Below are 19,752 nucleotides of genomic sequence, written 5' to 3'. Positions count from 1 at the left end.
AATATTTACAGAAATATTTCCTCAATATTAGATCGTCTAAATTAACAGTTTTAACATCTCCTATCATACAATCCAACAAGATGTTAATTCTTATTTTAATTTGTTCTAAACAAAAAATAGACCCCTTTAATATCCTTTCATCCCCAATTATATACATTTGTGGCCACCAAGGGGGAAAAACCATGTCGGAGAAAAAGCAAATAGAACACGAAGGCATTGTGGAGCAATCATATGGAGATCACGTTACCGTGAGAATTCTTAGCCAGTCGGCATGTGCTGCATGTCATGCCAAAGGTGTTTGTACAGCAGCCGATTTACAGGAGAAGCTCATCGAGGCCTCCTGCGATCGTCCTTACAAACATGGCGACCGGGTGAAATTAATTGGAGAAAGCAAGCTTGGATTAAAAGCTGCCTGGTGGGCTTACATTTTACCGCTGATTTTAATGGTTTTTACTCTTATCCTCACCTTTACCCTCACCAACAATGAAAATCTGGCTGGTCTGCTTGCATTGGGGATTCTTGCCCCCTACTTCCTGATCATCAAGATTTTCAACAACAATTTTTTAAAAACATTTTCTTTTACCATAAAACCATCTACGGAGTAGTGTTATGAGTGTTGTTTTAATAACCATACTGACTTTGGCCGGCCTTGGAGCCCTGGCTGCGGTCATTCTTTATCTGGCTTCCCAGAAGTTCAAAGTATTCGAAGATCCGCGCATCGATCAGGTTGAGGAAGCCTTACCGGCTGCCAACTGTGGCGGATGTGGATTCCCGGGTTGCCGGGCATTTGCGGAAGCGTTGGTTAAGGCCGACGATATTTCAGATCTGAATTGTCCGGTTGGCGGTCCCGATATCATGGAGAAAGTAGCCGATATTCTGGGCAAAGAGGTTGCCAAAACCGATCCCATGGTTGCTGTTGTACGATGCAACGGGACTTGTGAAAACCGTCCGAGAGTCAATCAATATGAAGGAGCTACCTCTTGTGCAGTTGCAGGAGCACTCTACGGTGGCGAAACCGGTTGCTCTTATGGGTGCTACGGACTAGGCGATTGTGTGGAAGCCTGTGATTTTGATGCCATGTATATGGATAAAGAAACCGGGCTGCCTGTCATCATCGAAGATAACTGTGTAGCTTGTGGTGCTTGCGTTGATGAATGTCCCAAGGACATTATCGAACTGAGAAAGAAAGGCCCCAAAAGCCGTCGCATTTTTATCAGCTGTGTCAATCAGGACAAAGGAGCTGTTGCCAAAAAGGCTTGTAGCGTGGCCTGTATCGGATGCGGAAAGTGCGTTAAAATTTGTCCGTTTGATGCCATTACCATGGAAAACAATCTGGCTTACATCGACTATGAAAAATGTAAGCTTTGTCGCAAATGTGTTCCTGAATGTCCGACTAATGCCATTCATGAACTTAACTTTCCTCCCCGCAAACCAAAACCGGAGAAGAAAGAAGCCCCTGCAAAGTCACCAGAGAGTAGCAAATAAATTTGATCATCTTAAAATAAGATATAACCGTGCTTAAAACATTTTCAATAGGAGGAATTCATCCGGCCGACCGCAAATTATCAGCCGGTAAAAGCATTGAAATGCTTCCTCTTCCCAAAAGAGTAGCGGTACCTATAGCTCAACACATTGGCGCTCCGGCAAAACCTGAAGTAAAAAAGGGAGACCTTGTTAAAACCGGTCAGGTAATTGCAAAAACCGGAGGCTTCGTTTCGGCCAATATTCATAGTCCCGTTTCAGGAAAGATTTTCAAACTTGATGAAGTAGTTGATGCCTCGGGATACAGAAAGCCCTCTATCATCATTGATGTAGATGGTGATGAATGGGACGAAAACATAGATCGCTCTGAAACACTCAATACAGACATCACCCTTTCATCCGAAGACATCATCAAAAAAGTGGGTGAAATGGGCATTGTTGGAATGGGTGGAGCTACTTTTCCTGCTCATGTCAAGCTTTCGCCTCCTCCGGGAAAGAAGTGCGATATTCTTATAATAAATGGTGTGGAATGTGAGCCATTCCTGACTTCAGATCACCGTGTGATGCTTGAAAAAGGGGATGAACTGATTGTTGGCATTCGGATTCTCATGAAAGCACTGAAAGTTGACAAAGCAGTAATTGGCATTGAGAACAATAAACCCGATGCCATCCAGCACCTGAAGAAGCTCACGTCACAAAAGTCAGGCATTGAAGTACAACCATTAAAAGTTCAATACCCGCAGGGTGGAGAAAAGCAATTAATTGATGCCGTTATTGGCCGTCAGGTGCCTTCAGGCAAACTTCCTATCGAGGTGGGTGCTGTAGTTCACAATGTTGGTACTGCCTATGCTATCTATGAAGCGGTTCAAAAGAACAAACCCCTTGTGGAGCGTGTAGTTACGGTAACTGGTCCCGGTGTTACAAAACCCGGTAATTTTCTGGCTCGAATCGGAACTCCCGTAAGCCAACTTATCGAAGCCGCCGGAGGTTTGCCCGACAATACAGGCAAAGTAGTAGGCGGAGGCCCCATGATGGGAAAAGCACTGACCAACCTTGACGTTCCGGTAACCAAAGGAAGTTCTGGGATTCTAATCCTCCCTCACGAAGAGGCACACCGTAAGCCTGTTGAAAATTGCATTCGCTGCAGCAAGTGTATCTCTGCTTGTCCTATGGGCCTTGAGCCTTATTTGCTCATGATCGAATCAGAAAAAGAGCTTTTAGACCGCGCAGAAGATGACAACATCATGGACTGCATAGAATGCGGATCTTGTAGCTTTACTTGTCCGGCCAATCGTCCGTTACTGGATTACATCCGACTAGGGAAAGGCAAAGTGGGCCAAATTATTCGAAACAGAAACTAATACAAAGTATCAGATAAAATGAACCAAAAGTTAGTCGTATCTCCCTCCCCGCATGTTCATGGTGGTGATTCAGTGCCCAAGAACATGTATGGAGTGATTATCGCACTCATTCCTGCCCTGGCAGCATCGCTGTGGTATTTTGGACTGGGCGCTTTAATCGTTTCTCTCACGGCCGTGGCCGCTTGTGTTCTTTTTGAGTGGATCATCCAAAAATACCTGATGAAAACCACGCCTTCCATATCTGATGGATCGGCAGCTGTAACAGGTCTTCTATTAGCGTTTAACTTACCAACGAACATTCCCCTGGGATTAATCATCATCGGGGCGGCTGTTGCCATTGGCATTGGAAAGATGACATTCGGAGGACTGGGAAACAACCCGTTTAACCCAGCGTTGGTTGGAAGGGTATTTCTATTGATCTCGTTCCCTGTTCAAATGACCAGCTGGCCGGTTCCGGTTGAGTCCAGATTCCAGTATCTGGACGCATCTACAGGTGCCACACCGTTATCAGTAATCAAAGAAGGAGTAGCCTCGGGAGCATCCGTTTCAGATTTGATGTCAGAAATACCCTCCTATTTGAACCTGTTCCTTGGGAACATGGGCGGAAGTGCCGGAGAAATGGCGGGTGTCGCCTTGATATTGGGAGGACTCTACATGATTTGGCGAAAAATCATTACCTGGCATATCCCTGTCAGTGTTCTTGCTTCAGTAGCTGTTTTTACCGGTATTCTTCATCTTGTTGATCCGGAAACATATGTTGGTCCCCTTTTCCACCTGCTTACCGGAGGAGTGTTACTTGGCGCCTTCTTCATGGCAACCGATTATGTAAGTTCCCCCATGTCGAGACAAGGCATGTTACTATATGGTATCGGAATTGGCGTAATTACCGTTTTGATACGTGTATACGGAGCTTATCCCGAGGGCGTATCATTTGCCATACTCATAATGAATGGTTTCACGCCACTTATCGACAAGTACATGAAGCCAAAAAGATTTGGAGAAAAAGTTAAAACAGCCAAAGTCCAAAACACTAAATAGCAGATTCAATGGGCAAAAAAGTATCATCACTATCCAACATGGCGCTTACGCTCATCATTATCACTATGGTGTCCGGAGCTTCACTTGGATATATCTATAAACTGACCAAGGGCCCCATTACGGCGGCTAAGGAGAAAAAGCAACAACAGGCAATTCAGCTTGTTGTTCCAGACTTTGATAACAATCCCACTCAGGAAATGTATAAGATAGCCGCTGAAGACGGTGATTCTCTTAAAGTTTTCCCGGCCAAAAAAGACGGCGAAGTAGTAGGAGTTGCTATTGAAAGCGTTAGCCACAAAGGGTTTAGCGGAGATGTAAAAATCATGGTTGGCATTCTGCCGGATGGAAGTATCAAAAACTATGATGTTTTAGAACACAAAGAGACTCCCGGACTGGGAACCAAAATGGCAACATGGTTTAAGCCATCCGATGAAGAGGGATCCGGCTCAGCTTCCGGAAATGCTTTCTTTAACTGGATGTTTGGAATAAAGAGTGGAGGCTCAGGCGGCAATACCAGTATTGTTGGTGTTAATCCTGAAAAAACCGACCTTACAGTTTCAGCTGATGGCGGGGACATTGATGCCATTACTGCAGCCACCATCAGCTCAAGAGCTTTTCTGGATGCAGTACAAAAAGCCTGGTCAACATATAACGAAAAAGCAGACTCATATAGTTCTGCAACAACCAAAACTAACAACACAGAGGAAGGAGGTCAGCAATGAACCAGTGGAAAAACTTTTCAAAAGGATTCTTTAAAGATAACCCGGTATTTGTAATGCTGCTGGGAATGTGCCCCACACTGGGGGTAACATCATCAGCCATTAACGGACTGGGAATGGGACTGGCCACCACTTTTGTATTGGTAATGTCCAACATCGTAGTGGCACTTGTAAAGGATTTCATTCCTGAGAAGGTACGTATTCCTTCCTTCATTGTAATTATTGCCTCATTCGTAACAGTCGTTGAAATGGTGATGCAGGCTTACTTACCTGCCTTGTTTGAAGCATTGGGCTTATTTATTCCCCTGATTGTTGTAAACTGCTTGGTATTGGGACGTGCAGAAGCCTTTGCATCCAAAAACACACTCGGCTCCTCTGTAGTTGATGGATTAGGCATGGGATTAGGATTCTCAATGGCACTTACGATGTTAGGCGCAGTAAGAGAGTTATTCGGAAGCGGCAAGATATTCGGTCTTTCATTGTTTTCGGAGAGTTACGGAATGTTGATTTTTGTATTGGCTCCCGGAGCATTTATTGCGCTAGGTTACCTTACTGCTTTCATCAACAAAGTCCGAAAAGCCTAGCCTAATTAATCTAAGACAACAAATTGTGATAAAACATAAAATATCATGACCTATTTTATCATCATAATATCTGCAATATTTGTCAACAATATTGTACTAAGTCAATTCCTGGGTATTTGTCCCTTCCTGGGAGTTTCCAAAAAAATTTCCACCGGAATCGGGATGACCGGAGCTGTGACCTTTGTAATGGTCATTGCTACCATCGTGACATATTTCATTCAGGAGTTTATTCTTGAAAAGTTCGGAATCACCTATCTGCAAACCATCTCCTTTATCCTGGTAATTGCAGCATTAGTGCAGCTGGTTGAAATTGTTCTGAAAAAGGTAAGCCCGCCTCTTTATCAGGCTTTGGGTGTATTTTTGCCGCTTATCACTACCAACTGTGCCATTCTTGGTGTTGCCATTATGACTGTAAGTCGTGACTACAACCTGATCGAAGCCGTAATATTCTCCGCATCCTCAGCTGTCGGTTTCGGTCTGGCATTGATTACTTTTGCAGGAATCCGCGAACAACTTGATCTGGTAAATGTACCAAAAGGCATGCAGGGAGCACCTATTGCCCTCGTGGTTGCCGGATTGCTGGCCATGGCATTTATGGGATTTGCCGGACTTGTTTAAGACTTTCTGAAAAAAGACATAAAATAAAGAAACCCAAAGATGCTTACAGCGTAAAGTTCGTTGTAAGCATTTTTTTTGTCCGCATATTTTTTAAATTTGCGGTAAACAATGAATTTCGAAACGACTTGAAGGGAACCGAATGACTACCAGGAACAAACTCACAGCTTTTAAGTATGTATCAGGTACTGCTTTAGCACTCGCAGCAATTATGGCTTTTGGATTATTTACTTTTTCCTCAGAGCCTAAGACCAAAGAACCTACTCCAACACAAGGAGAACTATTTCAGGAAGAGTACAACATTTTTTCGCTTCCTGTACCCGATAATCCAACCTTTGCAGGTGAACCTGTTCCGGTTGAACGATCGTATATCCGGGAAAGTCTTGACCGTGAATTGCTGGTGAACACTTATTGGCAGTCTCAAACCCTGTTATTCATAAAGCGGGCTGCAAAATATTTCCCTGTTATTGAACCCATTTTAAAAGAAGAAGGTGTTCCGGAAGATTTTAAATATCTGGCTCTGGCCGAAAGTGGATTGATAATGCGGGCCCGATCTCATGCAGGAGCTGTTGGCCCCTGGCAGTTTGTTAGTGGAGCCGGACGCGACTACGGGCTGGAAATAAACAGTGAGATTGATGAGCGTTACCACCTTGAAAAAGCCACAGCAGCAGCCTGTCGTTTTCTTAAAAGCAGTCGTGAAAAGTTTGGCAGCTGGACACTTGCTGCAGCAGCTTACAATGCCGGAAGAAGTCGCATAATTCGTCAGCTTGACCGACAAAAAACCAACAACTATTACGATCTTCTTCTAAATGATGAAACAGGCCGGTATGTATTTCGCATCATTGCTATCAAAGAAATTCTTGAGGATCCTCAAAATTACGGTTTCCATGTAAAGAAAAAGGATCTTTATTATATGGAGCCAACATATACTGTTGATGTAGATAGTACTGTTAGGGACTTTGCAAGTTTTGCCCATGAATATAATCTTTCTTACAAAGAACTTAAGGATCTGAATCCCTGGCTTAGAGACGACAAATTAACCAACTCAAGGGGTAAAACTTATCAAATAAAAATTCCGGAGAAAGGTGCATTTCTGCGAAAAAATTTCCAGGAAACTGATTCTCTGGCAGCAGAAACCCTGGAAGAAGCAAGGCTCCAATAACATATACACTTGGAAAGACTGATTTCGGACAGGCAAAAACCGGAAGTTTGAGGCCAAAAGCAAATAAGAAATGTTGGTTTTAACTCTTCTATACTTTTGCTATCTTTGTGGGTTCCAAAAAATTGATAAGTGAAGCCATTGAAAAACGACACAATACCCATGGAGAGCGACCTGGAGCAGATTGAAGTTTTGGGTGCCCGTGTACATAATCTTCAGAACATAGACATTACAATCCCACGAAATGAGCTGGTAGTCATCACCGGGCTTAGTGGAAGTGGTAAATCCTCACTGGCGTTCGACACCATTTATGCCGAGGGGCAGCGACGTTATATTGAAACATTCTCGGCCTATGCCCGGCAATTTCTCGGAGGGCTTGAACGCCCTGACGTAGATAAGATTACCGGCTTAAGTCCCGTTATTTCCATCGAGCAAAAAACAACCGGTAAAAATCCAAGATCGACTGTTGGCACTACCACCGAAATTTACGATTTTTTCCGTCTTTTATATGCCAGAGCAGGTGAAGCCATCTCCTATGAGACCGGAGAAAAGATGGTCAAATACACTGACCGGCAGATTCTTGATTTGATTCTTTCGCAATTTGACGATAAAAATGTCTACATCCTTGCTCCTATGGTAAAAGGGCGAAAAGGGCACTACAAAGAATTGTTCGAGCAAATTCGAAAGAAAGGGTTCCTTAATGTCCGGGTTGATGGGGAAATAAAAGAAATAAAGCACGGGATGAAACTCGACCGCTACAAAAACCACTTTGTTGAGGTAGTAGTTGATAAACTAAAAGTTTCCTCCAAAGATCAAAAAAGGCTGGAAGAGTCGGTGGCCCTGGCAATGAAACAGGGTAAAAACATTATGATGGTGCTTGAAAAAGATGGCGACAAGCCTCGTTATTTTAGTCGTCAGTTGATGTGCCCAACCACCGGAATATCATACAACGAGCCGGCCCCGCACAACTTTTCATTCAACTCCCCCCAGGGCGCCTGCCCTAAGTGCAAAGGTCTGGGATTTGTTGATGAAATAGACACCGAAAAAATTATTCCCAACGCCAACACCTCCATTCATTCAGGAGGGATAGTGCCACTGGGACGCTATAAAAACAGCTTAATATTCTGGCAACTTGAGGCAATTGCAGAGAGACATGGCTTCACGCTCAAAACTGCCATAAAAAATATACCAGAGGAAGGTTTGGATGAGATTCTTCATGGCACTACCGAACCTCTCAGGCTGAAAAACACCCCGCTGGGAAACTCTTCCGGTTATGCATTAAGCTTTGACGGGGTCATTAATTACATTCATAATCAGCAATCGAACGACACCTCTCAAAAAGCCCGTAAATGGGCCAACCAGTTTATCAGGGAAACAGTTTGCCCGGCTTGTAAAGGACAGAGACTAAATAGAGAGGCTCTCCATTTCATGATTGATGGCAAGAATATAGCCGAAATCAGCAAAATGGATTTGAATGACCTTTTTGCCTGGACACAGGGACTGGAAGACAGACTGTCAAAAAAGCAGCGAACCATAGCCACTGAAATTCTGAAGGAAATTCGTTCCAGGCTGGGCTTCATGCTTGATGTGGGATTGGAATATCTTGCTCTTAATAGAAGTGCAATGACACTTTCAGGTGGAGAAAGTCAGAGAATCAGACTGGCCACCCAGATAGGTTCACAGTTGGTAAACGTTCTTTACATTCTTGATGAGCCGAGCATCGGGCTCCATCAACGCGACAACCACCGACTCATCGATTCATTAAAACAGCTTCGGGATACCGGAAACTCAGTTCTGGTTGTAGAACATGACAAGGATATGATGATGGCCGCCGATCATGTAGTGGATATGGGGCCTCATGCCGGGAGACACGGAGGTGAAGTAGTAGCCCAGGGGACCCCGATGGAAATTCTTAATGCGAAATCCCTGACCGCTGATTATCTGAAAAAGGTAAAAGAGATTCCGTTGCCTGCTGAAAGACGAACCGGAAACGGAAACCACCTTGTTATAAAAGGAGCATCGGGGAACAACCTGAAGAAAATTGATGCCTCCTTTCCTCTTGGAACATTAATTTGTGTCACCGGAGTTTCGGGAAGCGGAAAATCAACGCTAATTAATGAGACCCTTTATCCAATACTCAATCAGCATATTTACAATTCGGTAAAAGACCCTCTTCCCTATAAAAAGGTTGAAGGACTAGAGTTTGTTGATAAAGTAGTTGATGTGGATCAGGCTCCGCTTGGCCGTACACCAAGATCAAATCCGGCTACGTACACAAAGTTGTTCGATGACATCAGAAAGTTGTTCGCCGGCTTACCTGAAGCAAAAATAAGAGCCTACAAACCCGGGCGTTTCTCCTTTAATGTAGCCGGAGGACGCTGCGAAACCTGCAAAGGAGCAGGTGTCCAGGTAATTGAAATGAATTTCCTTCCGGATGTAATGGTGGAGTGCCCTGATTGCCGGGGAAAACGTTACAACCGTGAAACGCTGGAGGTGCGTTACAAGGGTAAATCCATCAGTGATGTTTTGAACATGACCATTAATCAGGCGGTTGAATTTTTCGAAAACATACCATCACTCATTCAGAGATTAAGTGTACTTCAGGAAGTAGGTCTCGGTTACATCAAACTTGGCCAGCCATCGACAACCCTTTCTGGTGGTGAATCGCAACGTGTAAAACTTGCTTCAGAACTGGCTAAAAAAGACACCGGAAAAACCGTTTATATCCTGGACGAACCCACCACCGGCTTACACTTTGAAGACATCAGGGTTCTTCTGGAAGTGCTAAACCGGCTTGTTGGCAGAGGCAACACGGTTATTGTAATCGAACACAACCTGGATGTAATAAAAACAGCCGACTACCTGATTGACATTGGTCCGGAAGGTGGAGCCCGTGGCGGAAAAGTCCTTGTAAGCGGGACACCTGAGGAAGTAGCCAATAGCAAAAAAAGCTTTACTGGACAGTTTCTGAAAAATGACGAAGGTCTGTAATACGGAATTTCCATGAAACGCTTCGATTACAATAGACTGATCCGGCCGAACATTTTTCCGGCCGGTTTTTTTACCCGGTGACACCTGACAACCAAACACATTCTATCTGCCACAATGATGCTTTCATCTATCAACTATTTCATCTCATCCTTTCATCCATTATTGTTTCAAAGGATTTTACTATTTTAGAGACAGTTCAAAATAAAGCACCCCATCAACACTTTTCAAAAACCAGATGAGAAGCGTTTTTTTATACCGGAATCGTTAATGGGGCTTAGTAACCGGACATAAAATAGAGGTTCCGGAATTTCTTTAAAATACTTCAAGAAAATATTATGGATAAATCAGTCAGAATAAAGTGTCTTAATAACGACAATTCATTTTTAGTTAAGCGCGGAACAACCCTTAAAGCAATAGCCAAACAACAAAACATAAAGCTGGAACATCCGGTTTTGGGAGCAATGGTCAACAATAAAGTCAGAGAATTGTCTTTTGAAGTATTCAATCCCAAAACCATTGAGTTCATTGATGTCACGCACAAAGATGGTCTCAGGATGTACATCCGGGGTCTCTCTTTTTTGCTATTTGCAGCAACTAAGGAGTTGTTTCCCAAAAGCAGGTTAAGAATCGATCATTCAGTAAGTAAAGGTTTTTATTGCGAACTGCATCATACCCCGCGGGAATTGAACATTGATGATATTTTTGAACTGGGCAAGATTATGCGGAAAATGGTGGATGAAGACCTTCCTATTGTCCAGCACAAAGAAGAAACAGATGATGTCATTGAATTCTTTGAAAACCGGGGATTGAATGATAAAGTAGACCTGTTACGACACAGAGGTCAATATTACTCCACTTATTACTCAATGAAGGACCACATCGGGAAATTCTATGGTTTTATGGTTCCCTCATCCGGTTACTTGAAAGTCTTTGACCTAAATAAGTACTTTAATGGCATGCTTCTTCAAATTCCCAATCAAAAAAAACCTGATCAGGTTCAAGAGTTGGTGAAACAAAATAAGATGTTTGAAATTTTTCGCGAATTCAGCCACTGGAATGAAGTCCTTGATGTGACAAATATAAGCGACTTAAACAATGCTTCAAACAACGGGGATGCCGAGCGGTTGATTAAAGTAAGCGAAGCTCTTCATGAGAAAAAGATTGCCCAGATTGCTGATGAAATAACCGAGCGCAAAGACGATATCAAGATTGTATTGATAAGCGGTCCTTCTTCAAGTGGTAAAACAACTTTCAGTAAACGCCTCGCCATCCAGTTGCTGGTCAATGGTATATGCCCTTTAAATCTATCACTGGACAACTACTTTGTGGATAGAGAAAAAACACCGCTGGACGAAAACGGTGATTATGACTTTGAAGCCCTGGAAGCATTGGATATCGAACTTTTCAATCAGCATCTTATTGCCCTGCTTGATGGGAAAGAAGTATCCCTGCCCACTTTTGTTTTCGAAACGGGAAAAAGAGTCTTTAACGGGAATAAATTGAAAATGGGCGAAAACAACATTCTTATCATTGAAGGCATTCATGGTCTTAATCCCAGGCTAACGCATCTTATCGACGATAAAAATAAATTCAAAATTTACGTTTCTGCCCTTACCAATATCAACATTGACGACCAAACCAGAATTCCCACAACAGATAACCGGTTGATAAGAAGAATTATCAGAGACTACCGTTATCGCAGTTATTCGGCACTGGATACCATCGCCCGATGGGACAGTGTAAGACGAGGAGAAGAAAAGCACATATTCCCTTATCAGGAAGAGGCAGATTTAATGTTCAATTCGGCATTACTCTACGAACTAGCTGTTCTCAAGCATTATGCAGAGCCTATTCTTCTGGAGGTTCAGCCCAACCAGAAAGAATACTCTGAGGCCAACAGGCTAATGAAGTTCTTTAGCTACTTTAAACCGATGCAGCACCGGGAGATTCCGCCGACCTCCATTCTCAGAGAATTTCTTGGAGGCAGCAGTTTCAGTTATTAAAACCGATAAAAAGGGTGCAGAAATAAGAATCCACATTTTCTGCACCCTTTTTAATCAAGAATAATACTGAATTTTTAATATTCGGTTTTTTCCAATCCTAACAGAAGAAAGGTACTCATTAGTGTCGGTCCATAAAGTACCATTTGCGTCGTTTGGCTTGCAACTGGAACTTTCTGACCAGACACATGACTAATATGTTTAAAAGCTGACTTTATAGACGGGCTGATTAGTGAATCATTTCTTCTTCAGTCCAAAGCATGCAGCCAAATACCTGGTTCTTGAGATGATTCCGATATAGAGCATTGCACAAATCACCAGGCTCCATATTACCAGGAGTATCGATTTTTCTATCACAGTTGTTTGAATTCCAACAACCCAAAATCCTACAACCAGAATGACCGGTTGATGAATCAAGTAGAACGGATAAATAGCTTTATTCAGAGGCTTTCGCAAGGGCTGATCCCTGTTTAAATATTTCCCTCCATATGCGAGGATGGTCAGACAAATGAACCAACTCATCAAAAGAGCAGTTACATCACGGGCCGTTTGAACAGATGAAGTACCTGAAAATCCTGACAGCTCAACCCAGGCAGCAAGTGTAAAAATACTGCCCAACAACCAGATTCGTCTTTGAATTTTGAGATTTTCAACAATCCTTAGGTTGCCCAGTAAAACAAAACCCAAAATAAAATAGATAAAGAACAGAGAAATATATCCCCAATCATTGAAAAAAGCATGTGTCTCTGTGGGAAAGTAAGGTCTCAACAATAGCCATGAAATAAGCATTGGGATAAATAAGATTCCAAGTCCTCCTTTCATGGCAGAAAGCTGCTCCAATCTTGGTTCAATAACATATTTATAGTAACCGGAACGAAACAAACGAATAAAAGGAATAAAGACAATGGATATAAAGTAGAGATAAACAATAAACCACAAGTGATGCCAACTGAAGTTTCCTTCGGGATAAACCCCGTCAAAGAAGTGAGTATAAAAGTCCCAGAGGCTTGAATAGGATGAAATTTTTTCGATGTATACCTGTACCGGAACCAATACAAATATTCCAAAAATCAGTGGTAATAACAATCTTTCAGATCTTTCAACGAAATAATTTCTTTTGGACCTATACCCCAATGCAAACCGGGTCCCTGCCCCTGAAACCAGAAAAAGCAAAGGCATTCTCCAGGCATGTAGCATCGCCATCCATGAGTTTAATGATTCTAGACGAACATCATTCTTAATGTGCCAGTCCCATCCATTAAAAACCATTCCAACATGAAAAAAGAAAACACTCAGAATTAAAGCAATTCTGATCCAGTCGATGTAATAATGTCGCATGTTCATAACGCAGATTGTTTTTCTGCAAATCAAGTCAGAAAAACAAAAAACCACGTATCTTTTGATCGGGAAGGCGTACGAGCCGATAAAACCGAACTGCAAAAACCACACCAATAAACTATCTATGGGCCACTTGAATCTCTGAACCCCGCAGGAGTCAACCCCACCAAATCTTTGAAAGCTTTATTAAAAGAAGACTTGGAATTGTAACCCACCATCTCCGCAACTTCTTCAATTTTATATTTCTCTTTTTCTTTTCCCGAAAGGAGTTGTTTAGCCTCTTCAATTCGGTATGACGCCAGCCAGTAGAAAAAATTCATTTCAAATTTTTCATTTATGACCTGAGAAACCCGGTGAGGTGTTTCTCCAATTCTTTCAGCGACTGATAAAAGAGATACCGTATTTTTGGTAAAATACTTTTCTGATTCCATCAACCCCTTTAGTTTGCTACTAATTTCATCTTTTTGCTGATCGGACAAGCTTGACTTACCATATTTTTCGGAAACTTTTTTAGGACTATCAAAAAAGAAAGTAGATCGGCGAATGATCATAAAACTTGTAAAGTATAGCATTAGGGCAATGTAGCTGGCTATGAAAAAGTCGCCCAAATCACGACCGAAACGAAGCTTAACAACTACAAAAATAATCAGTACAATGGTAAAATGAATCACTGAATTCCGATAACTTCCCAGTTCATGCTCTTTCAAAGTAAAAAACGAAATTCCTCTTTTTGTATACTCAACAAACAGGACCCTCAAAGCAAAAAACAGATAAACCAGAAAATGTAAAAGGAGTATTTCATTGAGATACCTTCGTATATACAACGGGTCTGCATTAAATACCGAATGGCCCTTCCCGTCCCACTGGTCAGGAAAAAAACTAAACAGGTAAGATTGAGCATGAAACTCAAGTGGCTGCAGAAAATAGAAAAGACTGTAGAAGAGATAAAAACCAAAGATAATAAAATGCACCCCCTCCCTGATGCTTCTATCAGGTCTCACCCCGGAATGAATGTACAAATAGAGCAAGGGTGCAATCACAAAAACCAGAGGTTCTGAGAAATTATCAAGAAAAATAACCCGGCTCATCAAACCGGTGTAGTTTAAAAGAATTTCAAGAATAATAGTTGCAAGAGCCAGCACAAACAATCCCAGAAAAAAATTGCGCCTGACCTTGCGGCTTTTTCTATTGAGCAAAAAAATGCTGATGAATAACCCCTGGAAAACCCCCAGTAGAATCAAAACCGCATATAAGTTTACTCTTAACTCTACTTCCTGCATGTAGGCAACAAAAATTTATTTAATGAATTATTTCTTCATTGCTAAATATATCGTAATTTCACGAATATAGAAAACAATGACCTTTCGGGGATAGCCATGAAATACAATTTTCAAAGAAAACACCTGGAAGCCTTTTTCTGGATTGTAGCCATCTTGCTGTTAGCCTTTACCAATCCCGGAGGAGCCGGCCATTGGTCACTTTGTCCTATACAAAATATGGGATGGGACTTTTGTCCCGGATGCGGCCTTGGGCATTCCATTTCATGGCTTTTCAGGGGCCAATTTGCGACTTCTCTGAGTTGCCACCCTTTGGGAATACCCGCCGTTTTTATTTTATTAGCAAGGAGCTTTACGTTGTTAAAATCAGACATTCATATTGAACATAAATTTAACCTAAAACACAAATGGAACGCATTTATAAAATGATGCCGGAAGTAGAAATGGAAGAAGCCTACTATCTGGACAATTTACTTAAAGAAAAGAGCGATCAGCAGGTAAGGGAATTCTTAGCTATTTACAGAACAAGAAGACGTGACCCCCAGTTAACACTTTTGACAGCTTTGATTGGCTTTTTAGGAATATCCGGAGTGCACCGTTTTCTACTTAATCAGATAGGCATGGGAATTTTGTATCTCCTTACAGCCGGTCTTTGTTTTATTGGGACAATTGTGGATTTGGTCAATCATAAAACCTTGACCCTTGAATACAATCAACGGATTGCGGGAGATTTAATGATTATGATGAGAGTTTAATCTGAATCATCAGGATATTCCTTATTAACTCAAAAAAGGCAGAAAGTTGTAGTAAAAAACTCTCTGCCTTTTCTTATTCAAAACAATCTAATACTAATAATTATTGCTAAAGTATTATATAGCGTTTGCAAAAAAACGACAATTGCTTCCCCGAAGGGTCGGGGTAAACTCAATGTTTGTCTTCAATACAGTCATCCCGAAGCATTCGGGACTCCTGCTTTTCAGACATCGCAAGCCTTGCACTTGACGCCCTCTTGCAAAAACAGATGAAAAACATGAGTTTTCTTGCTGGAATTATATATGAATCACCTCATCGTAAGCTGCAGCGGCAGCTTCCATCACAGCTTCTGACATGGTAGGATGTGGATGAACAGTTTTTATAATTTCATGACCTGTGGTTTCGAGCTTACGGGCAGCCACAATCTCGGCAATTATCTCAGTCACATTGGCACCAATCATATGAGCTCCAAGCACCTCACCATATTTATCATCAAAAATCAGCTTCACAAAACCTTCTTTTTGACCGGCAGCACTGGCTTTTCCACTGGCTGAGAAGGGGAATTTTCCTACCTTCAACTCATATCCGGCTTCCTTGGCAGCCTTTTCAGACATACCCACAGAGGCCACTTCAGGAGTGGTATATGTACAGGCCGGAATATTGCTATAATTCAATGGTTCCACCTCCATGCCGGCAATTTTTTCAACACATAAAATTCCTTCGGCAGAGGCAACATGCGCAAGAGCTTGTCCGGGTACAATATCTCCAATGGCGTAAACATTTTTAGCTGTTGTCTGATAATACTCATCAACTTTTACACGGCCTTTCTCTACTTCAACTCCGGCTTCTTCCAGTCCAATATCTTCAATATTAGGAGCAATACCAACAGCTGAAAGAACAATATCTGCTTCAATGGTTTCTTCTCCTTTTTTGGTTTTAACCACCACTTTCACTTTATCGCCAGTTGTATCTACACTGGTCACCTCGGAGCCGGTCATAACCTTAATGCCAGACTTTTTAAATGAACGCCCAAGTTGCTTGGATACTTCTTCGTCTTCCAGAGGCACCACATTGTCAAGGTATTCAACCAAAGTCACCTTGGTTCCGATAGAATTATAGAAATAAGCAAACTCACTGCCAATGGCTCCTGATCCAACAACCACCATTGTTTCAGGTTGTTTGTCCAAACTCAGAGCTTTACGGTAACCAATGATTTTTTTGCCATCCTGTGGCAAATTGGGAAGTTGACGGCTACGGGCCCCGGTTGCCAGAATAACATTTTTGGCTTCCACCGTTTCCTTCTTTCCGCCACTCTTCGTTACTTCTACCTTTTTATCTTTTGTCAGCTTTCCGGTGCCTTCAATAACTTCAATTTTATTCTTTTTGAACAGGAACTGAACGCCTTTACTCATGCCTGCTGCAACATCGCGACTTCGCTTTATCATGGCTGAAAAATCAGCAGTTGCTTTGCCATCTATACTAATACCATAATCCTGAGCATGGTTAAGATATTCAAAAACCTGAGCACTCTTTAACAAAGACTTGGTAGGAATACACCCCCAGTTGAGGCAAACTCCACCTATCTCGGCTTTTTCAACAATACCTACTTTCATTCCCAGTTGCGAAGCCCTTATGGCAGCTACATAACCACCCGGACCACTTCCTATAACAATGAGATCGTAATTCATAATTCTATTTACTTTGATATAAATATTTGAAATTGTAATTATTTCTGCTTAATTGGGTCGTAGGTTAAACAACTGATTGGAATCTTTGTTGAAAGCCCCTTAAAAATAGCAAACAACCTATTGGATCAACCGATGTTAGGCACAAAAACAGGCAGAAAGACCCGGATTCAAAACATCCTTTCTTTTTCAATATTACTAAATATTTGATTAATCCTGAAGTCAAGCAAAAACAATCTCAATACCTCTTACAATAGATCGTTAGATTTTTAGAGACCTGCCTGACGGCAGTCAGGTAAGATTTAAGACAAACCATATAACACTAATAACCAACACTTTAATTAATTATATATGTAATTCTACAAAAGTTGATTTATAGCCTTTTATAATCCCGAACCATCGGGATAACGGAGTATTATCTTACATATCCGATCAAAAAAAGCCGGATCGCTGCAATAACGATCCGGCTTCAATATTATAACAAAAGAGTAAGCTACAAGACTTCTTCCAGTTTTGTCTGTAATGCTTCTCCTCTAAGGTTCATTTCCACAATAACACCCTCTTTATCCAGAAGCAACGTAAACGGGATAGACTGAACGCCATACGTATTGGCAACATCTCCGTCTGGATCATGAACCTGAGTCCAGGTAATATTGTCTTCTTCAACAGCTTTCAACCAAGGCTCACTTGTTTTGTCAAGTGACACACCTACTATTTCGAAGTTTTCACCACCAAACTGCTTATAGGCCTTAACCATATTAGGATTCTCATTGCGACATGGCTTACACCATGAAGCCCAGAAGTCCAATAACACATATTTTCCTTCGAAGTCTCCAAGGCTTATCTCATTGCCATCCATATCGGTAAGGGTAAAGCCGGGAGCCTCTTTTCCAACCTGAATAGCAGTTTCAGCAGCTTCCTGCTTTTGCTTAGGCTCCAACATATCTTTAATTTGCTGAAGATAAGGGTGTCCCGGAATGCTCTCCTCAAATGAAGCCACAAGTTCTTCCAATTTAGCAACTTCAAGTGAATTGGCCATATTCATAGCAAGAAAAGCACCCACAGCATTATCGGTATTATCAAAAACAAAATCACGATAGTAATCCTGTTGCTTCTGCATGATACCCTGGTATTCAGCCGCTAATTGCTGCATCTTCTCCTGATCCCCGCTTTGACGGGCAGCCATAAACTCCTGCTGAAGATTCTGGGCTCTGTCATTAGAAGGAATAGAGTCGTTAAATTCATTAAATTTGGCATTGAGAGCAGCGCCCTGTACTTCGGCTTCCTGCATATTCTCAACATTAGCACTAATGCTTATTTCGCCCTGCTCAAGGAAAAAGGCTATAGGCATTTTGTTGTCATTCACATAAATCAGGTAAAGTTCGGGATGTTCCACAGTTCCTGAAAAATTAAAGGATCCATCCACTATTTCAGCAGTATCGACAGCTACCGGACCGGCAGTTTCAATCTTCTGTAAAACAGCTTCCCCTTCACTTACGCCGTCTAAATTACCAGACACCTTGTACTGGTTGTTTTTCCCGCAAGATGTCAGCATTGCAACGCAAATCAAAAACAAAAAAGCAAATTTTCTCATAAAAAAATAATCATTATAGTTTATCAAAGTATTTATCAAGTAATTCCCGTGCAGCAATGAATGAGCTGGTTTCATCATTAAGAACCTTTTGCTCATAAATGCCTAATTCATTCTTTATTTCTGAATGTTGATAAAAACTGTTTTTCAACTGTTCGTTGATTGTTTCAAACATCCAGTATTTTGATTGTTCTCTCCGGTTAGCTTTGAAAAAGCCATTTTCCCTGGTATTATTGACATACTCCAAAATCATATGCCAAACATCATCCACTCCTTCATCCAAAAGGGCAGAACATGTTTCAACCCGTGGAATCCATCCCGATTGAGTTGGTGGAAACAGATGCAATGCATTTCGATACTCGGTTCTGGCCATCTGAGCTTTCTGGACATTTTGCCCATCAGCTTTGTTGATTGCAATTGCATCGGCCATCTCCATAATACCTCTTTTAATGCCCTGGAGTTCATCACCTGCTCCTGCCAGCATAAGCAGAAGAAAGAAATCAACCATGGAATGAACTGCAGTTTCAGATTGTCCCACACCAACCGTTTCAATAAAAATGGTATCAAAGCCGGCAGCCTCACACAATATGATCGTCTCCCTTGTCTTCCGGGCAACTCCTCCAAGCGAACCGGCAGAAGGGGAAGGACGAATGTAAGCATTTTTTTCGGCTGACAATTTTTCCATGCGGGTTTTATCCCCGAGGATACTTCCCTTTGACCTTTCACTACTGGGATCGATGGCCAGAACTGCTAGTTTTCCACCATCATTAAGAATATGCATTCCCAGGGCTTCAATAAAAGTACTTTTTCCCGCTCCGGGAACTCCGGTGATTCCAAGTCTTACAGATTTCCCTGCATAAGGCACACATTTCTCAATTATTTGCTGGGCCACCGCCTGATGTTCAGGTTTATTGCTTTCGATCATTGTGACAGCCCGGCTCAGGATGGTCACATCACCATCCAAAATGCCTTTAACATAGTCCTCTACCTTCAGTTTGGAGCGCTTACGCCCCAAGAACCGCTTTGCAGCATCAGGATTAACTGAAGGCAAACTCTCCACTCCTTTATTGACATTGAGCCCTTTATAGGCAGGATCGTTTTCTATATGTTTTTGTCCGTCCCAGACATCCATTTTTCAAACTATTTAGTGCCCGTCTAT

The 19,752-nt window shown here is 42.0% G+C and carries 17 protein-coding genes; 12 read left to right on the top strand and 5 right to left on the bottom strand.

Features of this window, described 5'->3' with window-relative positions; genetic code table 11:
• Window positions 1-182 precede the first annotated feature (182 nt).
• The 10 genes from DDZ16_RS15100 to DDZ16_RS15055 all read left to right on the top strand — a co-directional run bounded on the left by DDZ16_RS15100 (window position 183) and on the right by DDZ16_RS15055 (window position 11,952).
• Window positions 183-605, top strand: a complete 423-nt coding sequence (locus DDZ16_RS15100) for a SoxR reducing system RseC family protein (RefSeq protein WP_109265322.1) — start codon at window positions 183-185, stop codon at window positions 603-605.
• Between the two features lie 4 nt (window positions 606-609).
• Window positions 610-1,485 (top strand): Fe-S cluster domain-containing protein, encoded by an 876-nt coding sequence (locus DDZ16_RS15095; protein WP_109265321.1) that lies wholly within the window; start codon window positions 610-612, stop codon window positions 1,483-1,485.
• Between the two features lie 29 nt (window positions 1,486-1,514).
• Window positions 1,515-2,843, top strand: a complete 1,329-nt coding sequence (gene rsxC, locus DDZ16_RS15090; protein WP_109265320.1) for an electron transport complex subunit RsxC — start codon at window positions 1,515-1,517, stop codon at window positions 2,841-2,843.
• An 18-nt stretch (window positions 2,844-2,861) separates the two neighbouring features.
• Window positions 2,862-3,881, top strand: coding sequence for an RnfABCDGE type electron transport complex subunit D (locus DDZ16_RS15085; protein WP_109265319.1), 1,020 nt, complete (start codon window positions 2,862-2,864; stop codon window positions 3,879-3,881).
• Between the two features lie 8 nt (window positions 3,882-3,889).
• On the top strand, window positions 3,890-4,603 hold the full coding sequence (locus tag DDZ16_RS15080) for an RnfABCDGE type electron transport complex subunit G (RefSeq protein WP_109265318.1): 714 nt from the start codon (window positions 3,890-3,892) through the stop codon (window positions 4,601-4,603).
• On the top strand, window positions 4,600-5,184 hold the full coding sequence (locus DDZ16_RS15075; RefSeq protein ID WP_109265317.1) for an RnfABCDGE type electron transport complex subunit E: 585 nt from the start codon (window positions 4,600-4,602) through the stop codon (window positions 5,182-5,184). Before DDZ16_RS15080 ends, DDZ16_RS15075 begins: the two co-directional genes overlap by 4 nt.
• 45 nt (window positions 5,185-5,229) lie before the next feature.
• Window positions 5,230-5,802 (top strand): electron transport complex subunit RsxA, encoded by a 573-nt coding sequence (gene rsxA / locus DDZ16_RS15070; RefSeq protein WP_109265316.1) that lies wholly within the window; start codon window positions 5,230-5,232, stop codon window positions 5,800-5,802.
• 139 nt (window positions 5,803-5,941) lie between these two features.
• The gene (locus DDZ16_RS15065; protein WP_109265315.1) at window positions 5,942-6,961 is read left to right on the top strand and encodes a lytic transglycosylase domain-containing protein; all 1,020 of its coding nucleotides are present in this window, start codon (window positions 5,942-5,944) and stop codon (window positions 6,959-6,961) included.
• A 159-nt stretch (window positions 6,962-7,120) separates the two neighbouring features.
• Window positions 7,121-9,949, top strand: coding sequence for an excinuclease ABC subunit UvrA (uvrA, locus tag DDZ16_RS15060; RefSeq protein ID WP_109265314.1), 2,829 nt, complete (start codon window positions 7,121-7,123; stop codon window positions 9,947-9,949).
• Between the two features lie 335 nt (window positions 9,950-10,284).
• Window positions 10,285-11,952, top strand: coding sequence for a nucleoside kinase (locus DDZ16_RS15055; protein WP_109265313.1), 1,668 nt, complete (start codon window positions 10,285-10,287; stop codon window positions 11,950-11,952).
• Between the two features lie 234 nt (window positions 11,953-12,186).
• Here DDZ16_RS15055 and DDZ16_RS15050 read toward each other — a convergent pair whose 3' ends face one another.
• The gene (locus DDZ16_RS15050) at window positions 12,187-13,293 is read right to left on the bottom strand and encodes an acyltransferase family protein (protein ID WP_109265312.1); all 1,107 of its coding nucleotides are present in this window, start codon (window positions 13,291-13,293) and stop codon (window positions 12,187-12,189) included.
• Window positions 13,294-13,409: 116 nt separating this feature from the next.
• Window positions 13,410-14,567: an AraC family transcriptional regulator gene (locus tag DDZ16_RS15045; RefSeq protein ID WP_109265311.1), complete on the bottom strand. Its 1,158-nt coding sequence runs from the start codon at window positions 14,565-14,567 to the stop codon at window positions 13,410-13,412.
• A gap of 96 nt (window positions 14,568-14,663) precedes the next feature.
• Here DDZ16_RS15045 and DDZ16_RS21045 point away from each other — a divergent pair, with 96 nt between their 5' ends.
• The gene (locus tag DDZ16_RS21045) at window positions 14,664-14,993 is read left to right on the top strand and encodes a DUF2752 domain-containing protein (protein WP_109265310.1); all 330 of its coding nucleotides are present in this window, start codon (window positions 14,664-14,666) and stop codon (window positions 14,991-14,993) included.
• Window positions 14,972-15,319, top strand: a complete 348-nt coding sequence (locus DDZ16_RS15035) for a TM2 domain-containing protein (RefSeq protein WP_232526733.1) — start codon at window positions 14,972-14,974, stop codon at window positions 15,317-15,319. Before DDZ16_RS21045 ends, DDZ16_RS15035 begins: the two co-directional genes overlap by 22 nt.
• Window positions 15,320-15,613: 294 nt before the next feature.
• Here the strand turns inward: DDZ16_RS15035 and lpdA are convergent, their stop codons facing one another.
• The 3 genes from lpdA to meaB form a co-directional block, all read right to left on the bottom strand.
• Window positions 15,614-17,005 carry a dihydrolipoyl dehydrogenase gene (gene lpdA, locus DDZ16_RS15030; RefSeq protein WP_109265309.1) on the bottom strand — a complete coding sequence of 464 codons (1,392 nt, stop codon included), beginning with the start codon at window positions 17,003-17,005 and terminating at the stop codon, window positions 15,614-15,616.
• A 490-nt stretch (window positions 17,006-17,495) separates the two neighbouring features.
• Window positions 17,496-18,596, bottom strand: coding sequence for a TlpA disulfide reductase family protein (locus tag DDZ16_RS15025; protein ID WP_109265340.1), 1,101 nt, complete (start codon window positions 18,594-18,596; stop codon window positions 17,496-17,498).
• Window positions 18,597-18,609: 13 nt separating this feature from the next.
• Complete coding sequence (meaB, locus tag DDZ16_RS15020; protein WP_109265308.1) at window positions 18,610-19,725, bottom strand: methylmalonyl Co-A mutase-associated GTPase MeaB; 1,116 nt, start codon at window positions 19,723-19,725, stop codon at window positions 18,610-18,612.
• Between the last annotated feature and the right edge of the window lie 27 nt (window positions 19,726-19,752).

Source organism: Marinilabilia rubra (genome assembly GCF_003121985.1).
GTDB classification, from domain to species: Bacteria; Bacteroidota; Bacteroidia; order Bacteroidales; family Marinilabiliaceae; genus Marinilabilia; species Marinilabilia rubra.
This window is presented reverse-complemented; position numbering and strand designations above follow the sequence as displayed.